Below are 22,742 nucleotides of genomic sequence, written 5' to 3'. Positions count from 1 at the left end.
TTAATTTTGTAACTACTCGCCCGCTTGAAAAAGAAGGTGTAGGTGATTGATTGAAAAGGCTTCTGCAACAGGGATGTTGCAGAGAGCTACAAGGATGTATTCATGCGTCCTTTGAAATCAAGCACCTACACCCAATAAAATAGGAAGGGGTGAGCAGATACTTAATTTTTACTATTCAGCCGAATAATATGAATTTGATGCACCCTGTTGGTGGCGGTTGGCGTTAGCCAGCCCAACATTTCAAGGCCAAAGTGTTGCTTGTTGGGTTGCGAAAATCATGTTCCCCCAACCCATTTTGAATAATTACTTAATTTCCAATAACACAGTATGCCGGCAAAAGAAAAAATAGAACGTTCGATGGAAAGAATGATGTATGCCAGTCGATGGATATTGGCACCCATTTATCTGGGAATGAGTGTGGCTTTATTGGCGCTGGCCATTAAGTTTTTTCAGGAACTGTTCCACATCATCCCCTACATCCTGGAAGTGGATGAATCGTTGCTGATTCTTAAATTATTGACGCTGATTGATTTGACTTTAGTTGCCAGTCTGATTGTGATCGTTATGTTTAGCGGTTATGAAAATTTCGTCTCGAGAATGGATTTAAGTGAGGGCGCCGAAAAGCTGGATTGGCTAGGCACGCATGATTACACGTCGCTAAAAATGAAAGTGGCATCATCCATCGTCGCCATTTCTTCAATTCATTTGTTAAAAGTGTTTATGAACATCCATGCAACAGATAACGATAAAATCATGTGGTATGTGATTGTCCATTTGGCATTTGTGTTATCCGCTTTTTTTATGGGCTATCTGGATAAGCTAACAAAACATTGATGCAAAAGTTTCTGTTATTGGGCACTGCCGGTTGCCACTTATGTGAAGATGCAGGATTGATTTTAACTGAATGCAGGCAGTTAAAATCTCAGATGGAAGTGGAACTCATCGATATCGCAGAGGAAGAGCATTGGCAAGCCCTTTATGCGATTCGCATCCCTGTGTTATTGCATACTGAAAGTCAAAAGGCCTTGTTTTGGCCGTTTACAGCGGACGATGTAACAGACTTCATTACAACGCTGTGACCATCAATGTGGTTCTACACCGCTCGAACTAAGAAAATCCCCAAATTTTTACCAGCAGTCCTCTATATCAACCCCTGAATGGGCGTTGCTGATACCTTTTGCGCCGGTATGTGCCAATGTCAAGGTGCCGCATTTATCGTTGGCTTGAGGGCCTGTAGGAATGGCGTGAAGCATATAAGTTGAGGCACTTGCTGCATTGATTCTTAAGTTATAAGCCACTGTACCTCCGTCTACCGGGCTGGTTGAGACAAATACAGTACTAAGCGGGACGCCATTTGTACCCCGCGCCGTCTCATAGTCATTCTCCTCAGTAAAATACCGCTCCATCGCATTGGCTAAGCCTGATAAAGCCGCTTTCGCATCGGCACGCCGGGATTTAAAAACATGATCCTGATAGCTGGGATAAGCGATACCCGCAAGAATGCCAATGATCGCAACTGCGATCATCAGTTCAATTAAGGTAAACCCATTTTGAATTTTCATAGTTTAATGGTGCTCCGTAAAATATTTACCGTCCGGTTTAATCAAGTTAACTTATTCTTCGGGATCTTTTAAAAACCAGATTTCAGCAATTCTTGGTGGGACAAAATTCGAACTGTCTAAATTAAAGCCAACCCGCTGACCTGCTTGCAGGGAAACACCTGATCTGTTATTGATCTGGCGAGGATTTTCCGCTCCTTCTTGGTAATGAATAACTGCTTCATTATCTATATGGTAGTTTTTGTCATCAATAATAACGGTGCCGGTTGTTGGGATGAAAGCAGCAACCAGCCCCGTATTTTTATAGTGACCTGTTTCAGCTTCGGCGCAAAATAAGGGTGAACTGATCAAAATCAAAGCGATTGTTAAAGTGGGTCGTATTTTTTTCATGTTTTGCCTTCTTGAAAACGCAAATAATAGGTCATTATTTAGATCCATGCCGTTTTAAACAGTACTTAATTACCTCAACTGCCGCCAGGATTGGCGGCCTGATGTGCCGCTGACCGATTCTGTCGTTACTTCCATAACACCTGTCGATCCACTGGTATATTTATATTCCAGGTCGCCTGCAGAGATCACGCCGGGCGTTTTGATGATGCCTACATTGGATTGAATGCCGGACACCGCCGTTTTATCACCGGTGGTCGATCCTATTGAATAAACGCCGTCTTCCAACACGAGTAAAATTAAATCCTCCGAATTGATTAAGTTATTTCCGGTTAAATCAAACGGTGATTTTGCAAGGCGCCTGCCGGTCAGTGAATCCACTTCCATTAACCAGCTGGTGCCGCCGCTGGCACAAGGGTTGTCATCCGGTATCAGCGTCGCAAAAATGATCCGTCCGCCTCTTAACAAGGCTTGGCTGACGACTCTTTCGCCTTTAGCCGTAGCACTAGGGGGCGATACCAGGTCCATATACCAGCCCTTCTTGGGTGTATTGCCGGTATAATCAACCAGGTTATTCGAGGTTATTCTTATGCTTTGTTCAATGCTATAACCGGTCTCTTCAGTTTCCTCTTCGCCTTCTTCCTCTATCGTTGGAACGGTAAAGACGTCTTCAAGCAAGATGGTTTGAGCGACTAAATTTGTGCGCGTCATGGTAGGAATGCTGCAGCTACCGCCCCCGGTTTCACCTGCAACTTTGACACAATCATCCCAAATTCCGTAAAAAGTGTGTACTAGGGGACTGGTACCTACCGTATGGTCGCCAGTTTCAAAATATTTACCGGTGCCGAAATAAACCATGACGCCACTGGTTGGATGCTTGCCTACTTGCGGTTTGGCGGTAATGGGTTGGTTAACTCCGCCAGTAGTTTTAGCCTGGTATAGCGGCTTGGGAGTGCTGCCCGATTTCTCTACATCCCAACTTGTAGCACTGGAGCCGCTGACATCAAATTTCCACATATTACCTTGCAGGTCACCTGCATAAATAGCATCGACAACACGGTCACCATTAACGTCGACAGGGATAGGGGTAGATAAGCCGTTTTTTTCTGTAGCTGTTCCCACATTCGTGTTAATAGATTTAATTAAAGCACCGGTTTTAATATTAACAATATACAGCACGGCTTTATGATTGGCGCTGTTATAGCCATTGCCGAATATCGCCGCATACTCGCCATTGGCCATACGAACAATAGACGCTTGACCTAGGGTAAAGCCCAGATCGGCGAAACCCGTTTTAGAGCTGTTAATTTCCCAAAGCACGCGGTCTGCTGAAAAGGCTGTTTCAGCAGTTTGATAAGTGTTATCACCAGGCGCTAAAAACGTAACATCCAGTGCAAATACGCCTTTACCGCCAGCGCCAAGCGTGCCGACGGCTACGGTACGCCATTCTTTGTCATTATCATTATCTGCATCGAAATAAGCATCTGCAGCAATGGGTGGGCCGTCGACAAAATACTTATGGGTGTAACCCGGATTCGTTAGCGCGTCCATCGAGTTGAGAATAGTGTTAGGCACATAAGCAAACACCTCTTCACCATTGCCGGTTCCGGTAATTTTGGCATTAAACGCATGCAGCATGCCATCGTTCGCCCCCACTAACACTAAAGGCGTTCTTTCTCTATAGGTCGCGCTGCTGCGATACGTAACATAATCTGCTGATTCCTGAGTAGGGGTTCCATCGGCATTGGGCTTAAGCAGTTGATAACCAAAATTGGTGCCCCCGATAAACCAAGGGTCTGAATTGACGATATCACCAAACAGGGCATTGGTACCGGTTCTTTTGCGAAATGCGCCGTTAGGTTGTTCTTCGCTTTGGTCGCCGCGCAAATAATTAATTTTGGCTTGCGTGAGCGTCGTAACAAGATTGGCATGATAGAAACTGACACCCAAATTAGTGGAAGGGTTGAAGCTGAAAATTGAGCGTCCCAAACTGCCTTGAGCGGTGACTCGTTGTCCTGCATCCCAAGAGGCGGTGGATGCCAGGCTGCCATTGGAATTGACTTTAAAAGCCAATAGCTGCCCCGTCCAATTCCGGCTGTCAAATTTTGCCTGATACACCACAGAGTTGGTGTCCAATCGTGTTGAATTGGTGGTTACCGCAGCGGAAGAGGCTTCTGTGCGCTCAGTAATCGCATTAAGTATCGTGCTTAATTCGTTAGCGAAAGTATTAGGATCGGAAGCGCTGAAAAAACCGCCGTGACCGTTGATTGCGGCATGCAATAGATCATCGAGCTTCGCAGGGTTAGTCAATGTTGGGTCCGGCCAGGCAATAGCTGTCTCAGAGGCAACGGCCGCCCAAGCTGTATTGGGATTAATTGAGCCTTGCACGCCAAGGCCGACGCCAAAAGTAACCATGTGCTGCCAAAAAGCGGGGTTTTCCGGTGTGACAGGCACTTTATTGGCCAGCGGTGTTAGACCCGCTCTCAGGTCGGTTTTCCAATACTGCATGGCAACGTCAGCCAATGTATTGGACCATTGATCACGATAGGGATCGGTAGGCGTGTATTGATAGCTATCCCCAGTCGTCGGGTTGGTTATTGCCAGTCCGTTGGTGTTATCCGCATTGCCAACGGCAGGGTCGGTTCCATTCCAGTAGCCGTCAGTCATAAGTATGGTATAGGATTGGCGGCATTCAAGGTGTGGCGTTGTGTTATTCGACCCTGGGACGGCTCCCCAGGGGCCTTGGTTGTCCGCTCTGGAATAATATTGCCCGGCATCGTTAAGCGCTCTTCTTAAAGGTGTGCCGGATAATGGGATGACATGAGAGTAAAGATTAGTAAAGAAACTTTCTCGATTTGTGCCAGAGAAAGGGCGGACACCGCTGATGATTGTGCCAGTCGAGACTCCGTCGATACTGGTAGCTGCCTTGTTGATTGAGCCAAACCCAACCCGCATATTGGTGCTTTGCTGAGAAAATGCCCGGCCTATTCCTGCCCGTGATAACAAGATGCGTGATCGATAATAGGTATACCAGTTTGCAAAATTTTGAATTTCTTGAGCATATGTACAGACTCCGGCTGTACAGTCGGTCCGGCTTTCTCGGCCATCGCCTGTGTATGAGGCGGTTGTAGAAATGATTTCAACTTTTGTGTAATTGGTTAAAGTCCATTGATTTCCCCCGGCGAAACGATAATAAATGGCGGGATAAAAGGTTTGGCTGAAAGTAGGGGTAGTGCAACCAGTTGGAGGTTGATTAGTGCATCTATCCCAGGAGGCTGTTTGTGTATTGTTGACAGTCAGATTTCTGGACCCTTTAAGTGGTAAGGTCGGGTTATGAAAAGCAGCCGTTGGCGTTGCATTGGCCATCAGTGCTCCTGTGGCCGAAATCCAGGGCGTATAAGTAACGGCTGGATTGTAATAGGCTTTGTTGAATTGATAACTTCTTGACAACGCACTGTAAACATAACCGTCTTCGAAAGTCGGTACCCAGTTTGGGTAATCGCTAGCCCCGCCATAGATTGTCGAGGCGATAGGGAATACAAAATAAGAGTAAATAAAATCATCCGGCATGATTTCCCACTGCATGGACCCCGAGTCATCCAGTATAAACATCAGGTTCGGATCCACGTTTGCGGCTAAATATAGCGGCACGTCAGAGATAGTCAGCGCTTTGGCAGGAGCGGAGAAAAATGAAACTAGCAGCATGGCGGCTAAGCCGGAATGGGTCAGGGTCTTGGTGCGGTGTTTCATGATGTGTATCCTGCTTTAGGGTTACAACAGACAGCCAAACGGGGGGTGAATAACTTCTGACGTCTTAAAAAATTGATTGGCGTAGGATGTCTTGATACAACATCGCTAGCGCTTATAAGTCGATTGCACAATAACCACCGTGGTTGTGTTCCCGCCCACGCCTCGTGCTGTGACCCGGTACATTTCATTTTCCTGATGAACACCGGCATCCAGACTTTGACCTCCGCCTTCACTGAAAGCCAGTTGCTGGATGACATAGCGGGGAGCGGCGACGACATGTTTCGTGACGTCCGCATTAGTCACCCGCACTGTATTGGTATTATTGCTCCAAAAAGTGTCGCTGGTCTTAAGGGTGACTTCTGAAATGGCAGTGCTGGTTATTGCATAAAGCCCATTGGTGCCGCCCGTAGTAAAGGTAGGCAGTGACGCCGCAGTCAGAAAGCTCTCGCCTTCCCGCAAAGCCGATTCTGCGGCTTGAAAAGCCAGATTTCTGTCCCTGGAATTACCCGCCATTTTTTCTTCCAGCGAAGTAATCTGCATACCCGTAATACCAATCATTGTCAGCAATAAAACCATAATAAGACTGATGGGTAAAACAGCGCCTGATTGATGGGTGAGGGCTGGAGTCTTGTGATTCATGTGTATCACCTGGTTAGCGAAGTTTGTTTCGCAGGGCTACGGTTGTAGTCATCGTTCGTCTTAATCGGCCATCTCCGGTGGTGGTCAAATTGCGATCAAGTGTTCGAGCGGATACAGTAATACGCACGCTGACAGCGTTGTTCCAATTGGTGACTAAATCGGCAGATATGTATCGATCAGCATTGCCATCCGCATCGGTATCCAAGCCATAAGTGATTTGCATATCATCAATCCCTTCAACCAATTCTATAGGATTAGTCCCTGCCACAACGGGTCTGTTGTTATCAAATCGCCATAAAGCCGGTTGTCCTCCGGCTCCGGTTCTCAAGTAATAAGTCGTGGCTCTAAGGCCAAATATTTCTGCATCTTGTTGATAGGCAATGCTGAGGAAGTTAGACGTATTGTTGGATGAGGAGTGGGAAATCGTTTGTTTGCCAGATCCAGAAGAAGCTGTCGTGGCTCTAAACAAGTCTGCAGATTTACAGTCAGAAATTAGCACAGCATCACCTGCACTGATGTTGCAAGTATTGGCCGCATCGATCTGAATATTGGCATTGACGGAAGTCATTTGGCCTGTTAATTGGCCTCCGCAATTTTCGCCGAGCATGATGGATATCGTGTCCGTGCCTGCTAAGCATTCATTGGCTGTTCCACAAGCATTAGTGCTCCAGTTTGTCGCGACGTTATTAGCTCCGTTAACTGCCACAAATTGGTTTCCCACAAGATAGGTAGGCGCAGGGCTTGCAATAATATTAGGTGATAGCGTATTGATTGACGGGCAGCCTTGATAACCCGCCATACGGATGTCAAAGGTCAGAAATTCCATTGCAAAGCGGGCATTTTCCTGCAGTCTGGATAAGCCTTCCTGCATCCGGTAGGTTTGTTTGGTGCTAATAAATATTTGTAAGACACCGCCCAGTAAAATAGCCCCTATCAACAATGAAATCATGATTTCAACCAGCGTCATGCCGGATTGTTTGGGTCTCGAAAACGTTCGCTGCCTGTTTGATGCATGTGGATCGCTCATAGATAAACGATCATGAGTCTGTATTTTTGCTGATGGTGCTGGAAAATTAATACTCATAATTGAAAGCTCATTTGAAAGCTGGTATCCGCAGTATTGTTAGCTACTCCGGCGGCTTCCCTTTTATCATCCCAGGTCACGGTGATGTTATAGACTGTTCCGGATACTTGGATCGTGCCGGTGCCGCTGGGTAATGTGGCCACCAAATTACGATTCCATTCAAACAAATCATTTTCAGCCATATCGGCAGGAGTGCAGGTTCCTGCTACTGCGTTACATGCGGTTTTTACCACTGCAGCTGAAGGATTCACCGTATTATAGACACTGGTTGCAAAATTTCGGGCACTGATGGGGTTGGCTCTGATACGATCCGACATGTCATAAGCCAGTTGTGTCGCCTGGCTTCTATTGTAAGCGCTTTGATTGTTGCGTAGTCCTGTAGCCTGAAGGCCTGCCAGGCCTAGTAAGCCCACTGCCATGATAACCATGGCAATCATGACTTCAATTAAGGTAAAACCGCCTGATTTTTGCATAAAATGAGTGTGTCGTTGTCGAATCATGGACAGGCAAAACTTCGGTTGGTATTAACCCGGCCTACTGTGTTTAATGTCAGATTGATGCCCACATTTCCGGTTCTGTCATCGCAAACCTTAATGGTGCCTGCCTGGGCGCCTCCGGCTATCAATTGACTTCGGCCAGTAGGCATATATGAAACATAATTGGCAATATTGGTAGTGCCATTCATCGTGATATTAGACGCCGGGTTGGCTTGAACCCGTAATAACGTTTCGCTGGCGCTGTCATAAGCTGCATTATTATTTTGATCCGTAAATACGATCCATTCTTCTGTCCAGTTAGAGCCAGAAGTCAAACACGAACTGCCGTTAGTGCTCTTGCAGACGGTGATTCTTACGCCCCGTTTGATCGACTCGCTACGGGCAAAATTGAATGCTGTCACCAGTTCATTGGTGCGGGTTGTCAGGCGATTGCTCTTAACGCTGTCCATAAAACTGGGTATCCCCATGGTTAAAATCACACCGGCAATGCCTATGACTAACATCAATTCCAGCAGGGTAAAACCGGCGCTCATTTTGGTTTTGTTGCGCATATTTTTCAGATAGTCTGTTTTATTAAGTAGCCGCATTATAATGCCAAGGCTACATAGAGCATTAGACTTGATGCATAAATAGCCGCATCACCCGCTTGCTTTTAAGTGTTTCTGATTGAAGCATGTGAAAGACTAGTATAGATCGTATGCGCTATCTGTGAAATTTAGCCCAAAACAAAAAATGCAGTGCATTGTTTGAAGACAATTGAACATAATCCTATTGAGCCGGGTTCCATGATTTTATCGGATTATAAAGACTGTTCAGCCCCTTCAAACGCCAGCAATTCCCAGTTTGATGATAATAAAGGGTAGACGTAAGCTTTGCGGGGATGTCGGCAGCAGGGATGCTGCCGTCAAGCCTCCACGGATGGATCTACGGCGTTCCTCGCAAGGCTTACGCCTACCCTCCAAGCCACATTAAAAGTTCATACTGGGAATTGCCGGTCATAAGCCTTCATCTTGGCAGGGATTGCCGAGATGAGGTTACGGTTGGGGCTGCTTTATACTCTTCGTGATGAGAGGGGCTTATTGTCAGGGATTGCCCGCATCTTTCTTAAAACGGGGAAACGGTGCAGGAAACCATATCAATATTTCCCTCTCTTTCCGGAATGTTATTGTTATTGGTGTCCCTGCCTATTCTTGCTCGTCCGGCCCGGTTGACGATGATAAGTTTAGCTGTCCATGGCTGGGGCAAATTATCGTTGTCTTTGTTATCGCAGAGTGCAAAACTGCCAATATTGTTACTTAGCCCTGTTGGTTCGTAGCGAATAAAGTTGACAAAATTATTATTGCCCCGAAGGGTGTAATGAGGTGGTAGTGCTTCATAGATGCGTAATTCAAGATCGGTTCCGGCATCAAAGCTGTTGGTTTTAGCAGCTGTTGAACGATCCAGGTCAACAAATATACGCCAGCCATTTTCCCACTGAGCTCCTGTTTTTCTGATCACAACTGGTTGGCCCCTTTTTATCGACTCGCTTCGCGCGTAATTGAGTCCGGTGATTAATGTATTCGTTTGTGTCGTTAATTGATTTTGACTGAGCGTTCTGCTGAAACTTGGCAGGGCAAATGCATTGATGATACCCACGATGATAAGCGTCATCAGTAATTCCAGTAACGTAAGTCCCAGATTTTTTGATAGGTGAGTGATCATGTCATCTCCAAAAGCCAGTGCTAAAAAATAAAATGCAGGATTATTCGGATGGGTGTCTGAGGCGAATGGCTAACCCCGAATTACCCGAATGCTGCTCTGATTTAACGGGTTTTGTAATTCTAGTAATTAATATGATTCTTTTGTGTGACGTGTCGCCCAGGTTAGCTCTAAAAGTGAGCGGCTTATTTATCAGAGAAATTTAAAATCATTAGTTTTGTCTAAAAGCAAAAGTTGGAATCTGATTGAAAAGATGGTTCAGCTCTAACGCTTTCTCCGTAGTTGACCGCGTCATTTCAGAAGGGATAGCCGAAACCCAGGCCACATGGATAGCTCGAAGCTTACCTTTCATGGCATTGGTTGCCCGTTTTCAAACGGGTATGACGAGCTACGGCGACACGCTAATCACGAGTTGGAAAGTGAGGGTGTTGGTCTTAGCGCGACAAGTTAGTGCAAATCAAAAATTTTAGTGCCGTGAAAGCTTTATGAAAGCGAACAAAGCTAGACTCCAGCCTGAGAGTTTTTGAAAGGGCTGTCTATGTTAGTTTGGTGCGTTGTCTGGCTGGAACTATTAGTCCTTTTAAAAATGTAGTAATGACATATTGGGTTTATCGATTTTGCAACCAGCTTAAACCAGTTATAAGCCATTTCTGTTGAGGAGTCTGAATGATATGAAAACCTTTACTATAAATAATTGGGTGATAGCAATTGCATTAGTATTCTTGACTATTAAAATGCCGATGGAATTGCTGCATGCGATAGTTTGGATAGTGCAGCACGTCTACATGCTTTTTGAATTTATATTGGACGAGCTGATTGGGCATTTTTTTGATGTAAGCCGACGTACAACCCAGATTGCCGTCTTTTATTTGATGGTCATTATGGGCGGCTTGGCAGCGATTTGGCTGTTTCACCGTATCGCTCGATGGTGTGCTGCTTTTCCGGATTGGTGTAGCGAACAAAAACGTCAAATAGCAGGGATTTGGCAAACATCAACAATGCTGAAAAAAACGCAATTGATTTCGGGCGTTAGCATGGGCAGCGCGGTATTGGCCATGTTTGCTTTTTAAAGAAAGCTTCGTCATTATTCAGGTTGGGTTGCCCGTTGTTCGCTACCCAACAATTAACACCATGGTCTTGAAATGTTGGGTTGGTTATCGCCAACCCAACCAACACGGTGCCTCGCCTTAGTTTTGTTGCTACGCTGAATAGCTACATAAATACTTAAATTAGCGGATATTGTCCGCTTCTTGCTGGTAATTACCGGCACTGATCAGTTTTAAGGTATCAGCGGGATATTCATTGCGCGGATCGTTCCTGGGCAATTCATTTAGATCGTTATGCAGCGTCGTCATAAACAAGATGAACTGCTGTTCATTGATTATCTTTTCATGCAAATCATCGGTTTCCCACATTTTATTCAATAGGTTTTTGGCGTGATGATGGATTGTAAAGATCATGGCTTCAGGAAGGTGTTGATAATGATCGCGGATTTTATTTTTTAATTGATCCAGTGCCTTCAGGTAGTCGCGGTAATCCTTAATATCCTGTTTATGCTTGATTTTCAGTAATGCCAGTTCTGACTGATTCTGGCTTTTGATAAGATTTAATTCATGCTCAAGTATCAGTTGCCTTTTTTTTAGCAACGCAGCCAGGTCTTTTTCAACCAAACGTTTATTTTTTTTGTAGTGAAAACGTTTTTCCAGACTCTGTGTCTGCCAATCCAGATGTTGTTCACGCAAGGTGTAAACAAAATTCATGACACCCAGAGCCCAACGTTTAATAAATGACATGGTTTAACGATTCACCGGTGAATTATTTCAAATTGAAGTTGTAGTAAGCCGTCAATGTTTTGGGTCCGGTGGTTATTTTGCAATGCTTGGCGATAGGCTTGATAGTCTGTTTGAGGGAGTACTTTACGTTTGGCATGCAAATGGCTGCATATGGCTTTTGAAAGCTGTATGGCCTGATTTCTGTTATTGGCCTTGATAAACCGGTTGCGCGCTTGACTGTGCCGGTATAGCAATTGCTTTTTGTGGTTTTTGTGTAGTTGAGCCTGATGGTGTAATTTGTGCCGGTGACTCAATTCAACTCGCGCATGGGCTGCAGGGACCGAAATATAATGCCGGGCACTTCGGTATAACGACTGCATTGCTAAGTTTAAAAAACCCAGAGCGGCTTTAGCGTATACCAAAATTAAAAAAAACAGACCGCTGTTCAGGAAATAATTGGCCCATTGCTTTAGTCCTAGTTTTTGAAAAAAATAACCGACGATAAAACAGAAAAAAGCAAAAAAAATGGAGAAGGGGAAGAGCCTTAGTAACATAGGGTTGCTGAGCCTGGCACATTCGTTTGTAAAAGTTTACCTGATTAGCAAGTTGTCTCAGCTGAATCCATAAGCCCGTAATACCAGTCCGGAAACGGGCAACCAATGCCATGGAGGGTAAGCTTCGAGCTATCCATGGAGTCTGGATTTCGGCAATCCCTGCCGAAATGACGCGGTCGGCTAGGGGAAAAGCGTTAGAGCTGAATCATCTTTATAATCAGAAGAATTTATGAATCTACCAGAGTGAGCGATAGCGTCAAGGAATCAATTTAATGCTTTTGGTTTCTACTTCTGCACGCTTAAGCGGTTTTGATGAGCAAAGTCATGTCATTCAATTTGACACATTCAAACATCAGGTCATCAATAGACTCCTCAGAATGACCGGTATAGTGAAGTCCACATTCATCGTCATTAAATTGATGTTTGAGCGTGCCGTGGACAATAAAAGGAGTCCCCGATTCCGGTAAGGTCATTGTGATTTTTACTTTGCCTTCAATATTGGACGCTAATGGTTTACTTAACTTGATTCTTATACCGCTGTAACTGATATCCAGAATATCGCCATTTAAGGGCAGTTCCTGATCGTTAGTCCGGGCAATAATAATATCGGCGCTCAATCCTTTTGGTTTTATGCGTCTATGGCTGCGTCTTTCGGAATCCATGCTTCTCTCTTATTGTTATTTATGGAGTAAATTGCAAAAATAGCTTATATAGTCGCAGTAGTTTAAATGTGCAAGTAGCAAAGATAAAAATACTCATCAATGGCCGCTTGGGTCGGTATCTTAAAGTAACGAAACGGAGAAATAATAATGCAAAAAACCGACAAAACCCCGCTTTGGGTGTTTTTGGCCTTCTCAAGTATTGAAACCCGTAAAGGCGCTTTAATTTTAGTTTGGAGTTCTTTGCTTTTTAGTTTGTATTGTGTACCTTGGGTGGAGTGGTTCCATGAAGTCGAGTGGGTCAAGTTATTATTTTTGATTGATGATTGGAGCTGGGTTGCCATGATGCTCCCAATGACTTTTTGGTATTGGTTGAGTCTGCGTTGGGTTGATAAACATTTGGGTTGGAGCAATTAAATTGAGAAAGTTAGCCTTGTTACTCTTGTTGAGTTGTATTAATGGTCCGGTTATGGCGGAAGAATGTTCTGATTTACTTGATTTTTCAATGCGAAAATTAAGATCCAGCGAAACGCTGGAGCTCTGTCAGGCCTTTCAAGGAAAGGTCATTTTAGCGGTCAATACGGCCAGTAATTGCGGGTATACCCCTCAATTTAAATCATTGGAAACGCTGTACCAAAAATATAAGGATCAAGGTCTGGTGATATTGGGTTTTCCATCAAACGACTTTAATCAAGAATTCAAAGACGAGGAAAAAACCGCGAATGTCTGTTACATCAATTACGGTGTGACTTTTCCGGTATTTGCGGAAAGTCGTGTTAAAGGCAATGAGGCGAATGCTTTATTCAGGAAATTGGCCCAATTGACAGGAACTGCGCCGGAATGGAACTTTTATAAGTACCTGATTGACCGGAAAGGTCTTAACGTGGAAGCCTTTGCTTCGTCCGTTGAACCAGAGGCTATGGAAGCTAAAATTAAGGTTTTGTTGCAACAGTAGGTATTGACCGATTGGGTGAAGGCGAATTTGTCGCGTGCGCTTTATTTGAACAAAATTGCAATGGTCAAAATCGATGATTACCCGTTTACTAGCAGGGTTTTTTAGGCTCTGCTCACGTTAATAGCTGGCGTCGCCCCGGCATGGATTGCCGGGGTTCAGAAGCCATGTATGGCATTGGACTTTCACATCGGTGTGACATCGATCTTCCTCGGTCTAACGGCTCCGGCAATTCATGCCGGAATGACGGCTTTAATATGCTTTCTAGCATTAACGTGATCAGTGCCTTTTTTAAGAATAGCGTTTCATGGGTTTAATATTTTCAGGAGTTTTGCGTGGCAAAAGCAGGTGATTTAAAGAAAGGTATGGTGGTTGATATCAATGGGGTTCCTCATGTAGTCAAGCAGGTTGAAGTGCGCAGCCCGTCTTCAAGAGGCGCATCGACGTTGTACAAGGTACGGTTCAATAATCTCAAAACCGGACAAAAGCTGGATGAATCCTTAAAAGGGGATGACTATTTCAAAGATGCCGACTTTGTCAGAGTCAAAGTCCAGTTTTCTTATGTTGATAGCGGTAATTACATATTCATGAATATGGAGGATTACACCCAATACACACTGGGCGCTGATGATTTGGAAGATGAAATAGGTTATTTGACGGAAGGATTGGAAGATATTGCCGCCTTGTTGGTCGATGACGAAATTTTAGGCATTGAGTTGCCCGCTGTTGTGGCCTTGGAAATTGTCGAAACCGCCCCGGAAATCAAAGGTGCAACGGCAACAGGTCGCACCAAACCCGCCAGACTGACCACCGGCATTGAGGTGCAAGTGCCTGAATATCTAAAAACGGGTGAGTTGATCAAAATCAATACGCTGACCGGGAAATTCATGTCGCGTGCATAAATCTGAAATGAGTCGATGCCCGATATGGTTGATCTTTAGTGTGGTTCGCGGCTTTGGCCTGGATGATATGCGATTGATTATCTTGTTGAAAAAGTACTTTTTTCGTCGGTCAAATAATTTTTCCAGGTTAACCTCTTATACGAACTGACTGTCGCCGCGCACCCCATTGGCCGGGTTGCGTATCAAATACTCCGGCGCAGCGCGTGCCACAGGTACGGCAATGACCTGATTCATCAAGATGCCAGTCCGATAAAATATAGCCATCCCGGCCAATCAGCATGCTCCCGCACTGATGACAATAAGTGCTTTGTCCGGTTTTGTTATGGACATTGCCGACATAGGCATAACGAACGCCGTTTTTTATCGCGATATTACGCGCCATTAGCAACGTATCTTTCGGCGTATGCGGGGTATCCCTCATTTTCCAATCGGGATGAAATGCAGTAAAATGCATGGGGACTTCGGGGCCTAAATGCTCAACTACCCATTGGGTCATTGCTTCCAGTTCGGCTTCTGAATCATTTTTACCGGGAATCAGCAAGGTGGTGAGTTCAATCCAGACTGAGGTTTCGTGTTTCAGATATTTCAGCGTATCCAGGACGGCATCCAGATGACTGCCGGTGATCGTGTGATAAAAGCTTTCAGAAAACGCTTTTAAGTCGATGTTGGCGGCATCCATCCATTGATAAAATTCAGCGCGAGGTTCGGGGCAGACATAACCCGCCGTCACGGCGACCGATTTAATACCTAATTCACGGCAAGCCTTGGCGGTATCTATCGCATACTCATGGAAGATCACGGGATCGTTATAGGTATAAGCCACACTGGCGCAGTTATGAGCGATGGCCGCTTTGGCAATGGCCTCGGGAGAAGCCATGCTCATCAAGGCATCCATTTCCCTTGATTTGCTGATATCCCAGTTTTGGCAGAATTTGCACGCCAGATTGCAGCCTGCGGTGCCGAACGACAAAATAGGCGTGCCGGGTAGAAAATGATTGAGCGGTTTTTTTTCGATAGGGTCAACAGCAAACCCGCTGGAACGCCCGTAGCTGGTCATGACAACCTGATGGTTCAGGTTTTTCCTGATAAAACACAGACCACGCTGGCCTTCGTGTAATTTGCAGAAACGCGGGCAAAGATCGCATTGAATACGGCCATCCTCTAAGGTGTGCCAGTATTTTGTTGTTACTGTGTCCTGTGTGATAAAGGTAGTCATTGTCTTTACTCCCGGAACACTTTACTAAAATAAAAGTCTTTGAAGTTAAGTGGAATAACTCGGTAATGTTAAATGGGAAGCGCTTTTCTATCCATTTTTCTCTGTAAAAGTTATACAGGATTTTGCTTATGATGAACAGAATGCCCGCTGTTGCAGGCGCGTTTTATCCTGCTGATTCGCAGGAACTGCAAACCATGGTTGATGACTTACTGGCAAGCGCGAAGGTCGATGAGCCTACCCCCAAAGCAATTATTGTGCCTCATGCCGGTTATATTTATTCGGGGCCGATTGCCGCCAGTGCTTACCGCTTGATTAAATCATCAGATTCTCATATTGATCGAGTAGTTTTATTGGGGCCATCGCACCGGGTTGCGTTTCAAGGTCTGGCCGCGAGCAGCGCAGTTACGTTTACAACGCCGCTAGGCGGTGTGCCTGTTGATTGCGATGCGGTTCAGTCACTCTTGCAATTTCCTTTTGTGACGTGTTTAGATCATGCCCATGTCCTGGAGCATAGCCTGGAAGTGCATTTGCCCTTTTTACAACGCACGTTGGGAGCGTTTAATTTGGTGCCATTGGTCGTGGGTGAGGCCTCGCCGGGGCAAGTCAGTCAAGTGCTGGACGCTTTATGGGGCGGGAATGAAACATTGATTGTCATCAGTTCCGATCTAAGTCATTACCATGATTACGCCAGCGCAAAGAAACTGGATCAAAACACCAGTCACTTGATTGAAAATCTGGATTACGAGCATTTGACTTATGATTCTGCGTGCGGCAGGGCTCCCGTGGCGGGATTATTGAAACTGTTGAGGGATAAATCCTTCACGATAAAAACCATCGATTTGCGTAACTCCGGTGATACGGCGGGCGATAAACGCCGTGTGGTAGGGTACGGTGCTTATGTGGTTAATTGAAGCTCACCAACAGCGTTTGATCAGTGTTGCCAGAGCCTCTATCGCGTATGGGTTTAAGACCGGTCGCGCCTTGCCGGTTATTTTGTCTGACTATCCGCCGCAATTGCAGGAGATGGCGGCAACGTTTGTGACTCTGGAGCGTCATCATGAACTACGTGGCTGTATTGGTATGCTGCAAGCCGTCAGGCCTTTGGTTCAGGATGTCGCCGAAAATGCTTTTGCTGCAGCATTCAGAGACCATCGCTTTGCGCCGCTTTCTGAGACGGAGCTTGATGGTCTGGAACTTCATATTTCTATACTCAGCGCTCCCGAGCCGATGGTATTTTCATCTGAACAGGATTTACTCGCTCAGCTCCGGCCGGGTATCGATGGCTTGATCCTTGAAGATGGCAGCCATCGCGGAACTTTTTTGCCTTCGGTCTGGGAGAGCTTATCCCGCCCCCTCGATTTTTTAAAACACTTGAAACAAAAAGCCGGGTTATCCGCTCATTACTGGTCCGATTCGCTTAAAGTTTCACGCTACACTACGTCAGTCATTCACGCTATTTATCGCTAGCCGGATAATGGGCTGCAGCGGCTTCCCTCATAATCCTGACGGAGGCCGCTTAAGGCTAAAATTAAACTCTCAGTAGTGCTTTAGCCATTTTTTCAGAGAGTTGCTCCTCAGTGAATTGAGGTTCATTAGGCGGGTAAAGCCCAACTTCATCTATTTCGTAGCCGTATTCCTTGGCCAGCGTGATTAATTCCTTGATTTTTAAACACGCTTTTAATTTCTCTTTAAGCTCAGGTTCGGTTTTGGCTTTGTCAGAAAAATCTTTAATTATCTTGGTCGACATGAATTACTCCGTGATTAATAAGTACACACAGATAAGCAAAATTGTTACCAAGTCGCCGAAATATAGTTTTTATTATTTAAATCAATTGATTAATAGCACAGGCTTTAGGATGAAAACTGTCATTTTTCATCTGAAATGGTTGATTTTGTTGTGGTTGCAACAATGTATTTTAGAGGTTGAAGTTTCAATATCACAGGATCTGAATAAGCCTCTGATTGCTTCCTTTCATACTGAAAAAACGGTCGACTTTGCTAAAGTTGCGGGATGTGTCGGTCAATGACCGCCTTAAAGCCAGTCAAGGCGGAACTATTCAGGCGGCCGACATCCTCGCCAAACACACACCGCCCGATCTGGAGCTAGACGTTTTTTCGATCAGATTAGGTGTAGTTGTTGCTTTCTGCTATTTCCACCATTTCCAGACCTCGGAACACCGAACAGCGTTTGAAGACCTCCAAATTCGGCGGTAACTGTTTTTGCTGACAGAATTTGGCGACCAATTTGGTCAATCCTTTGATATCCCGCCCGGTCGCTCCGGGAAACAGTTCAGCCAGTTCGGCAATCAAATCATCGTTTATTGGTAAAGAAAACTGTGCAGTCATGACCTGCCAGATTTTTCGGCGATCGGCGTTATTCGGCGCGTGATAGCGAATCATCGCAATGCAGCGGGAAATGATGGCTTCGTCGATGTCATCGACCCGGTTGGTCGTGAGAAACAGCAAGCCGTTGAAATATTCCAAAACCCGCAAAAATACGCCGACTACCGCGTTTGAAGCTAAATTGTCATTGCGCCGCTTGATATAGACATCTGCCTCGTCGATCAGCATGACTGCGCCCCAGCGCTGGGCTCGGATCAGAATATCTTTCAGGGTTTTCTCCATTTCAGCAACGTTCAACCCCAATTGTCCGGAATGGACCCGGTACAGGGGGCGCTTGATTATCTCCGAGTAAACTTCTGCAGTCAGTGTTTTTCCCACACCGGCAGGTCCTGCGCACAATACAGTGGTGCCGCCGGATTTTCCGGCAACGATATCGTCCATCAGCATATCCATTTCGGCGGTCAAAATATCGATCAAGTCGGTTTGTTCGGGAGGCAGAATGAGTTTCTGCTTCAGTTCCGGCTGATAGAGATAAGGCTGGATATCGTCGACATGAACCCAGACATGGTGATGAAGCTCCAGATGAAACATCAGGATATAGCCGTGAATCGGCAATTCAGTAAACAGTCCCGCCGGGATTTCATCCTTGAAAGCTTCCACCGCTTGTTCTGCTTTACTGTCATAGCGCATGCTTTTACCGGCTTTGCGCAGATATTTACCGAGTATGTCGCCTGACGCATCCAGGCTCAAGGCGCGTTCACTGAGAATGTTTTCATCATTGACCAATCTGCATGCGCCGCCCGCTGAGGACAAAACGACTGTGTTTTTGCGGGTCCAATCGTTATTGCGGTGGCTGGCGGAAGGGTCGTCCGCATAAAGTCCGGTTCCCCAGCCGGAAAATTGCTCGCCGTATCGTGCGCGCCAATCAAAATAACGTCCAGCCGCTTCGTCATAACTGGCTATCAATTCCGGCGTCTCTTTGAGATAACCTTTGCTGATGAAAATTTCGGCGATAGTTTTTTCAGTCAGGTCCTTGCTGCGAATGATCAGTGATTCAATGTTTATTTTTCCCTTGCTGTTGGCTTTCAGTTCTATCAGGATGCGTCCGGCTTCTTCCTCTCCCGGCGGCGTGTAATCGATGCGGGTTATCAAATAAGCCAAGGTTCTGCCGGATCCCAGTACCTGAAACATCCAGCCCCGTATTGCATCGTCCAGCAAATAGCGGGCGATATCAGGTAGCAACATTTCCAACTGATCCGCGTGATAGCGTGAGCTGTCATTCATCACTACTTTTTGTAATGTAGACAGGAGCGCCGCCTGTTGCAGAAAAGCCCCGCCAGTTTGGTGATAAATCTCAGACAAACTGGATAATTCAGCAGGGCTGAGTTGATCGAATAACACCTGCACCTTGTTACCGAAGCGCAATTGTTCGTTCAGGCTTGCTAATCGAGGATGCAGGGCAAGCAACAATTCAAGATGATGTTTTTCTATCTGCAGTTTCATATGGGCTCAAACAATTGAAATACCTAATACCGAGCAAAATCAGAGCCATGAGCGGAGACTTGATCTATTCAGGCAATCCAGGTCTCTGCTTAACGTGAATTGTTGTAAAAGCAACAAGTGAGCGAAGCTAAAGATTGAATTGCGACACAGCGAAACAATCAGTTTGCTGACCAACACAGGGCTTCAAGCGCTCTTTATTCAAGGCACAAACCTTGCTAAATCTTCGGTTTTAATTAATACAGCCGGGATTAACATGGAACTTGAAAAAAGCGATTGCCGTTATTTTGTCAGCTACAGTGGTATGAAATTACCTTTAAAATTGGTAAATGAGCTATCTGATAGCGAACTTGATAACCGTAATACTTTTTTTCGAGGGTATTTCGATGCAAAAGAACGGCTGATCCGCTGCGAAAAAGTTGTTTATGGCGAAGTCGAACTACTGCATTGCTACCGTTATCACGAGAGTGGCGGTCTACAGGAAGCCAAAATCACCGGATTGGATGACGAAATCACGGTGCTGGCTTTTGATCAACAAGGCAATCCGGTAAGAGGCTGACCTGGACTAAGCGAGATGCGAATAGCGCTTAACTTAAGGGCGAAATAATGAATTCAAACATTAACATAACACCGGCATTAGCCAGTGATATTCCTGCGCTTTGCGGCTTGTTGGCGATTTTGTTTTCGCAGGAGGCAGAGTTCACGCCGGATAGCGATGCGCAACAACGCGGTTTGCGCTTAATAATCGATAAACCTGAGTCTGGATTGATACTTGTGGCCCGATCGCGCCTGAATGTTGTCGGTATGGTCAGTTTGTTGTTTACCGTGTCGACTGCTCTGGGTAATCGGGTGGGTTTGCTCGAAGACATGGTCGTTATGCCTGATCATCGTAAGCAAGGTATCGGTTCGCAGTTGTTGATGTGTGCGATTGAAACCGCAAGGCAAAAAGGCTGCAAGCGCATTACTTTACTAACCGATCATGATTGTTTTTCAGCTCATCATTTTTATCAAAGCCATGGCTTTACAAAGTCACCCATGATCCCGTTTCGTATTTTTCTGGATTAACCCATGCCGTAAACCGGTTCTATCGTCAAATTGCAGGACGGAATTTTTTAGCATTTCTTAAAGTCAGGGTAGAATGTGAATCATTAACGAATCTTAGCATTGGGTATTCGCAATGATAGAAGAAACAGCAGTAGTTTCAAAAGTCGAAAATCACCATGTCTGGGTTGAGAGTAAGCCCGCTTCCGGCTGCGGCAGCTGTAAGCAAAATGGCTCTTGTTCAACGTCAGTATTGAGTAAGATGATCCGTAAAAGATCTGTTGAGGTCGATAGCGATATTGATTTAAGAACGGGTGATGAAGTGGTCATCGGCATTCAGGAAAGTGTCTTAATTCGAGCGTCCATGCTTTTATACTTGGCGCCTCTGGTGGTCATGGTATTGGTGGGGATCAGTGTTCAGGAATTACTCCCGCCCGATTATGATAAACCGGATTTAACGGTGGCAGGTGTGTCGTTTTTGAGCTTGGGTGTGACGTTATGGGTAATCAATAAAATGCAGGCTTCTTTCTTTTTTCCTTATTTTTCTCGTCCGGTTGTATTAAAGAAAATTTAATGTTTGTTACATTTAGTCTGTCCAGCATTATCTGCAAGAAATAAAGCGTAAGTTTACGAATACAGGGCCGTGAGTTAGTTGTATATCCAATGAATTGATCGAAGCACTTTTCATTTCAACGGTTTTTGGGCCGTATCATTTAGCCACTTTGTACCAGCTGAAGTATCTGCTTATTACCTGCACTCTTAATTCAAAACGGGCGAGTAGCTACCCGCTGAAAAGATGAGCAAAAGCAATAAGGTTCCCTATGCTTGCACAATTTTAAGGCTCCATGGGCACATGGTTTGCACTGCTTGGGTGCGCGTTTCACCCGGTATCAAGGTTTAACAGGCTGGAGAATTTTAAAGGCATGACTTATAGCGCCAGAGGACATTGTGTGCCTGGGATTTTAGAGCTGAAGGCCTGATTATTGCAGACGGTCTATGATTAAATCATGTTGAATCTTAACTGAGCCGTATGCATCCTGATTTTAAATCACCGTCATTTGTATACAAATAGCTTTTAGTAATAAATAACAATAACTTGCCCATTTTAGTGTGGCTAATGCAACTAGGGTTATCGGTGTGTTGATTAAAAAACGCGCTTCCAAGGAACTTGCGGCCAGTTAATGGGTATTTATGATCAAGAGTTTTAAATAGTTTATTAATTAGTTGGAAAAACATATGAATCCATTAAAAGCGCAATTGAAAGATCTGGATAGTCCGATCAAAGTCCTGTTTTCCGGTTATCTATTAACCGTTGGCATTGGTTATCTTTTTGCATTGATCCAGATTCTTTTTACGCATGGCATGGCTGACGGTAAATTCGGATTGTCGATTGACGACATTGTTTACAGTTATTACGGAAACCGGTCGGGTACCGTGATGGAAACGCAACTGAACGGTTCCATGAAGTCTTATGCTTCTGAAGAAGAGCGATTTACCATTATTCAATGGACACGTGATGGTGCAGAGGAAGATGAGTATGAGTCCAGTGGTGTGAAAAAAATTATCGAGCAACGCTGCGTGATGTGTCATAACGCCGAATCAGGGAGTATTCCTAACTATAACGATTTCAAACAGTTGAAAGCTGTGACAGAGCAGGATGAAGGTGCGACTTTCTCTTCATTGACGCGTGTGTCACATATCCATTTGTTCGGTATCAGTTTTATATTTATGTTTGTGGGGCTTATTTTCAGTTTTTCTGAAACAGCGCCGAATAAGATTAAAAATATCGCAATAGGAATGCCTTATGCGTTTTTGATCGCCGATATTTTGTCATGGTGGCTGACCAAGCTAGACCCCATGTTTGCTTGGCTGGTCATTATTGCAGGTACCGGTATGGGCGCCTCTTTCGCCTTCATGTGGTTTGTATCGCTCTCGGAAATGTGGGCTTACAATTATGTTTATGTAGAAGGTCTAGCTTTACAATCCGAGAAACTCAGAGTGTTTTCGGTTAAAAAACTGGAATTGGATGAGCAAACAAAATTGAGTGGAGTTGTTTGTTATCTGGTAAAAAAAGTGACCGGATTAGTTAAGGGTAAGGTGTTATGTCCTGCGTGGTCCTGGATTAAATCCAAGACAGGCAAAAGTTAAACAAATATAATCTTCCTTAAATCAAAATAGTTGTTCAATTC

General features: G+C 45.0%; 27 protein-coding genes. 13 read left to right on the top strand and 14 right to left on the bottom strand.

The window, feature by feature from the left end; all coding sequences use genetic code 11:
• Positions 1 to 345 precede the first annotated feature (345 nt).
• Positions 346 to 834 (top strand): TIGR00645 family protein, encoded by a 489-nt coding sequence (locus Q7V32_RS12140; protein WP_304897245.1) that lies wholly within the window; start codon positions 346 to 348, stop codon positions 832 to 834.
• Positions 834 to 1,079 carry a glutaredoxin family protein gene (locus tag Q7V32_RS12135; RefSeq protein WP_304897240.1) on the top strand — a complete coding sequence of 82 codons (246 nt, stop codon included), beginning with the start codon at positions 834 to 836 and terminating at the stop codon, positions 1,077 to 1,079. Before Q7V32_RS12140 ends, Q7V32_RS12135 begins: the two co-directional genes overlap by 1 nt.
• A gap of 48 nt (positions 1,080 to 1,127) precedes the next feature.
• On the opposite strand, the gene Q7V32_RS12130 is transcribed toward Q7V32_RS12135, so the two are convergent.
• The 8 genes from Q7V32_RS12130 to Q7V32_RS12095 form a co-directional block, all read right to left on the bottom strand.
• Positions 1,128 to 1,562, bottom strand: a complete 435-nt coding sequence (locus Q7V32_RS12130; protein WP_304897239.1) for a type IV pilin protein — start codon at positions 1,560 to 1,562, stop codon at positions 1,128 to 1,130.
• A 51-nt stretch (positions 1,563 to 1,613) separates the two neighbouring features.
• A complete protein-coding gene (locus Q7V32_RS12125; RefSeq protein WP_304897238.1) occupies positions 1,614 to 1,949 on the bottom strand; it encodes a hypothetical protein in 336 nt (111 codons plus the stop codon).
• A 69-nt stretch (positions 1,950 to 2,018) separates the two neighbouring features.
• Complete coding sequence (locus tag Q7V32_RS12120; RefSeq protein WP_304897237.1) at positions 2,019 to 5,696, bottom strand: pilus assembly protein; 3,678 nt, start codon at positions 5,694 to 5,696, stop codon at positions 2,019 to 2,021.
• A gap of 105 nt (positions 5,697 to 5,801) precedes the next feature.
• Positions 5,802 to 6,335: a PilX N-terminal domain-containing pilus assembly protein gene (locus Q7V32_RS12115; protein ID WP_304897236.1), complete on the bottom strand. Its 534-nt coding sequence runs from the start codon at positions 6,333 to 6,335 to the stop codon at positions 5,802 to 5,804.
• A 13-nt stretch (positions 6,336 to 6,348) separates the two neighbouring features.
• Positions 6,349 to 7,362, bottom strand: coding sequence for a PilW family protein (locus Q7V32_RS12110; RefSeq protein ID WP_304897235.1), 1,014 nt, complete (start codon positions 7,360 to 7,362; stop codon positions 6,349 to 6,351).
• A gap of 53 nt (positions 7,363 to 7,415) precedes the next feature.
• Complete coding sequence (pilV, locus tag Q7V32_RS12105) at positions 7,416 to 7,892, bottom strand: type IV pilus modification protein PilV (RefSeq protein ID WP_304897234.1); 477 nt, start codon at positions 7,890 to 7,892, stop codon at positions 7,416 to 7,418.
• 23 nt (positions 7,893 to 7,915) lie between these two features.
• Positions 7,916 to 8,503 carry a GspH/FimT family pseudopilin gene (locus tag Q7V32_RS12100; RefSeq protein WP_304897233.1) on the bottom strand — a complete coding sequence of 196 codons (588 nt, stop codon included), beginning with the start codon at positions 8,501 to 8,503 and terminating at the stop codon, positions 7,916 to 7,918.
• A 517-nt stretch (positions 8,504 to 9,020) separates the two neighbouring features.
• The gene (locus Q7V32_RS12095) at positions 9,021 to 9,617 is read right to left on the bottom strand and encodes a GspH/FimT family protein (protein WP_304897232.1); all 597 of its coding nucleotides are present in this window, start codon (positions 9,615 to 9,617) and stop codon (positions 9,021 to 9,023) included.
• Between the two features lie 668 nt (positions 9,618 to 10,285).
• Between Q7V32_RS12095 and Q7V32_RS12090 the strand changes: the two genes are divergently transcribed.
• Positions 10,286 to 10,684, top strand: a complete 399-nt coding sequence (locus Q7V32_RS12090; protein WP_304897231.1) for a hypothetical protein — start codon at positions 10,286 to 10,288, stop codon at positions 10,682 to 10,684.
• A gap of 159 nt (positions 10,685 to 10,843) precedes the next feature.
• On the opposite strand, the gene Q7V32_RS12085 is transcribed toward Q7V32_RS12090, so the two are convergent.
• The 3 genes from Q7V32_RS12085 to Q7V32_RS12075 all read right to left on the bottom strand — a co-directional run bounded on the left by Q7V32_RS12085 (position 10,844) and on the right by Q7V32_RS12075 (position 12,602).
• Positions 10,844 to 11,407: a hypothetical protein gene (locus Q7V32_RS12085; RefSeq protein WP_304897230.1), complete on the bottom strand. Its 564-nt coding sequence runs from the start codon at positions 11,405 to 11,407 to the stop codon at positions 10,844 to 10,846.
• 11 nt (positions 11,408 to 11,418) lie between these two features.
• Positions 11,419 to 11,766, bottom strand: coding sequence for a hypothetical protein (locus Q7V32_RS12080; protein WP_304897229.1), 348 nt, complete (start codon positions 11,764 to 11,766; stop codon positions 11,419 to 11,421).
• Between the two features lie 473 nt (positions 11,767 to 12,239).
• The gene (locus Q7V32_RS12075; protein ID WP_304897228.1) at positions 12,240 to 12,602 is read right to left on the bottom strand and encodes a PilZ domain-containing protein; all 363 of its coding nucleotides are present in this window, start codon (positions 12,600 to 12,602) and stop codon (positions 12,240 to 12,242) included.
• A gap of 147 nt (positions 12,603 to 12,749) precedes the next feature.
• On the opposite strand from Q7V32_RS12075, the gene Q7V32_RS12070 reads away from it, so the two are divergent.
• From Q7V32_RS12070 to yeiP, 3 genes are all read left to right on the top strand, one after another.
• Entirely contained in the window at positions 12,750 to 13,016 is a 267-nt protein-coding gene (locus tag Q7V32_RS12070; RefSeq protein ID WP_304897227.1) for a hypothetical protein, read from the top strand.
• Between the two features lies 1 nt (position 13,017).
• Entirely contained in the window at positions 13,018 to 13,554 is a 537-nt protein-coding gene (locus Q7V32_RS12065) for a glutathione peroxidase (RefSeq protein WP_304897226.1), read from the top strand.
• A gap of 332 nt (positions 13,555 to 13,886) precedes the next feature.
• On the top strand, positions 13,887 to 14,453 hold the full coding sequence (yeiP, locus tag Q7V32_RS12060; protein ID WP_304897225.1) for an elongation factor P-like protein YeiP: 567 nt from the start codon (positions 13,887 to 13,889) through the stop codon (positions 14,451 to 14,453).
• Between the two features lie 127 nt (positions 14,454 to 14,580).
• Here the strand turns inward: yeiP and amrS are convergent, their stop codons facing one another.
• Positions 14,581 to 15,669 (bottom strand): AmmeMemoRadiSam system radical SAM enzyme, encoded by a 1,089-nt coding sequence (gene amrS, locus Q7V32_RS12055; protein WP_304897224.1) that lies wholly within the window; start codon positions 15,667 to 15,669, stop codon positions 14,581 to 14,583.
• A 131-nt stretch (positions 15,670 to 15,800) separates the two neighbouring features.
• Between amrS and amrB the strand changes: the two genes are divergently transcribed.
• On the top strand, positions 15,801 to 16,580 hold the full coding sequence (gene amrB, locus Q7V32_RS12050; protein ID WP_304897244.1) for an AmmeMemoRadiSam system protein B: 780 nt from the start codon (positions 15,801 to 15,803) through the stop codon (positions 16,578 to 16,580).
• Complete coding sequence (gene amrA, locus Q7V32_RS12045) at positions 16,567 to 17,136, top strand: AmmeMemoRadiSam system protein A (RefSeq protein ID WP_304897223.1); 570 nt, start codon at positions 16,567 to 16,569, stop codon at positions 17,134 to 17,136. The genes amrB and amrA overlap by 14 nt, the downstream gene beginning before the upstream one ends.
• Positions 17,137 to 17,197: 61 nt before the next feature.
• On the opposite strand, the gene Q7V32_RS12040 is transcribed toward amrA, so the two are convergent.
• Positions 17,198 to 17,416, bottom strand: coding sequence for a Nif11-like leader peptide family natural product precursor (locus Q7V32_RS12040; protein ID WP_304897222.1), 219 nt, complete (start codon positions 17,414 to 17,416; stop codon positions 17,198 to 17,200).
• A 109-nt stretch (positions 17,417 to 17,525) separates the two neighbouring features.
• Here Q7V32_RS12040 and Q7V32_RS12035 point away from each other — a divergent pair, with 109 nt between their 5' ends.
• A complete protein-coding gene (locus tag Q7V32_RS12035) occupies positions 17,526 to 17,696 on the top strand; it encodes a hypothetical protein (protein WP_304897221.1) in 171 nt (56 codons plus the stop codon).
• 97 nt (positions 17,697 to 17,793) lie between these two features.
• On the opposite strand, the gene Q7V32_RS12030 is transcribed toward Q7V32_RS12035, so the two are convergent.
• Positions 17,794 to 19,515, bottom strand: coding sequence for an ATP-binding protein (locus Q7V32_RS12030; RefSeq protein ID WP_304897220.1), 1,722 nt, complete (start codon positions 19,513 to 19,515; stop codon positions 17,794 to 17,796).
• A gap of 253 nt (positions 19,516 to 19,768) precedes the next feature.
• Here Q7V32_RS12030 and Q7V32_RS12025 point away from each other — a divergent pair, with 253 nt between their 5' ends.
• The 4 genes from Q7V32_RS12025 to Q7V32_RS12010 all read left to right on the top strand — a co-directional run bounded on the left by Q7V32_RS12025 (position 19,769) and on the right by Q7V32_RS12010 (position 22,701).
• Complete coding sequence (locus Q7V32_RS12025; RefSeq protein ID WP_304897219.1) at positions 19,769 to 20,071, top strand: DUF6156 family protein; 303 nt, start codon at positions 19,769 to 19,771, stop codon at positions 20,069 to 20,071.
• A 47-nt stretch (positions 20,072 to 20,118) separates the two neighbouring features.
• Positions 20,119 to 20,577, top strand: a complete 459-nt coding sequence (locus Q7V32_RS12020; RefSeq protein WP_304897218.1) for a GNAT family N-acetyltransferase — start codon at positions 20,119 to 20,121, stop codon at positions 20,575 to 20,577.
• 112 nt (positions 20,578 to 20,689) lie between these two features.
• Complete coding sequence (locus Q7V32_RS12015) at positions 20,690 to 21,127, top strand: SoxR reducing system RseC family protein (protein WP_304897217.1); 438 nt, start codon at positions 20,690 to 20,692, stop codon at positions 21,125 to 21,127.
• Positions 21,128 to 21,789: 662 nt separating this feature from the next.
• Positions 21,790 to 22,701 carry a hypothetical protein gene (locus tag Q7V32_RS12010; protein WP_304897216.1) on the top strand — a complete coding sequence of 304 codons (912 nt, stop codon included), beginning with the start codon at positions 21,790 to 21,792 and terminating at the stop codon, positions 22,699 to 22,701.
• Positions 22,702 to 22,742 lie beyond the last annotated feature (41 nt).

It is taken from the genome of Methylicorpusculum sp., assembly GCF_030651835.1.
GTDB lineage: Bacteria > Pseudomonadota > Gammaproteobacteria > Methylococcales > Methylomonadaceae > Methylicorpusculum.
Note: the sequence above shows the minus strand (reverse complement) of the source record. Positions and strands in the feature narration are given on the sequence as shown.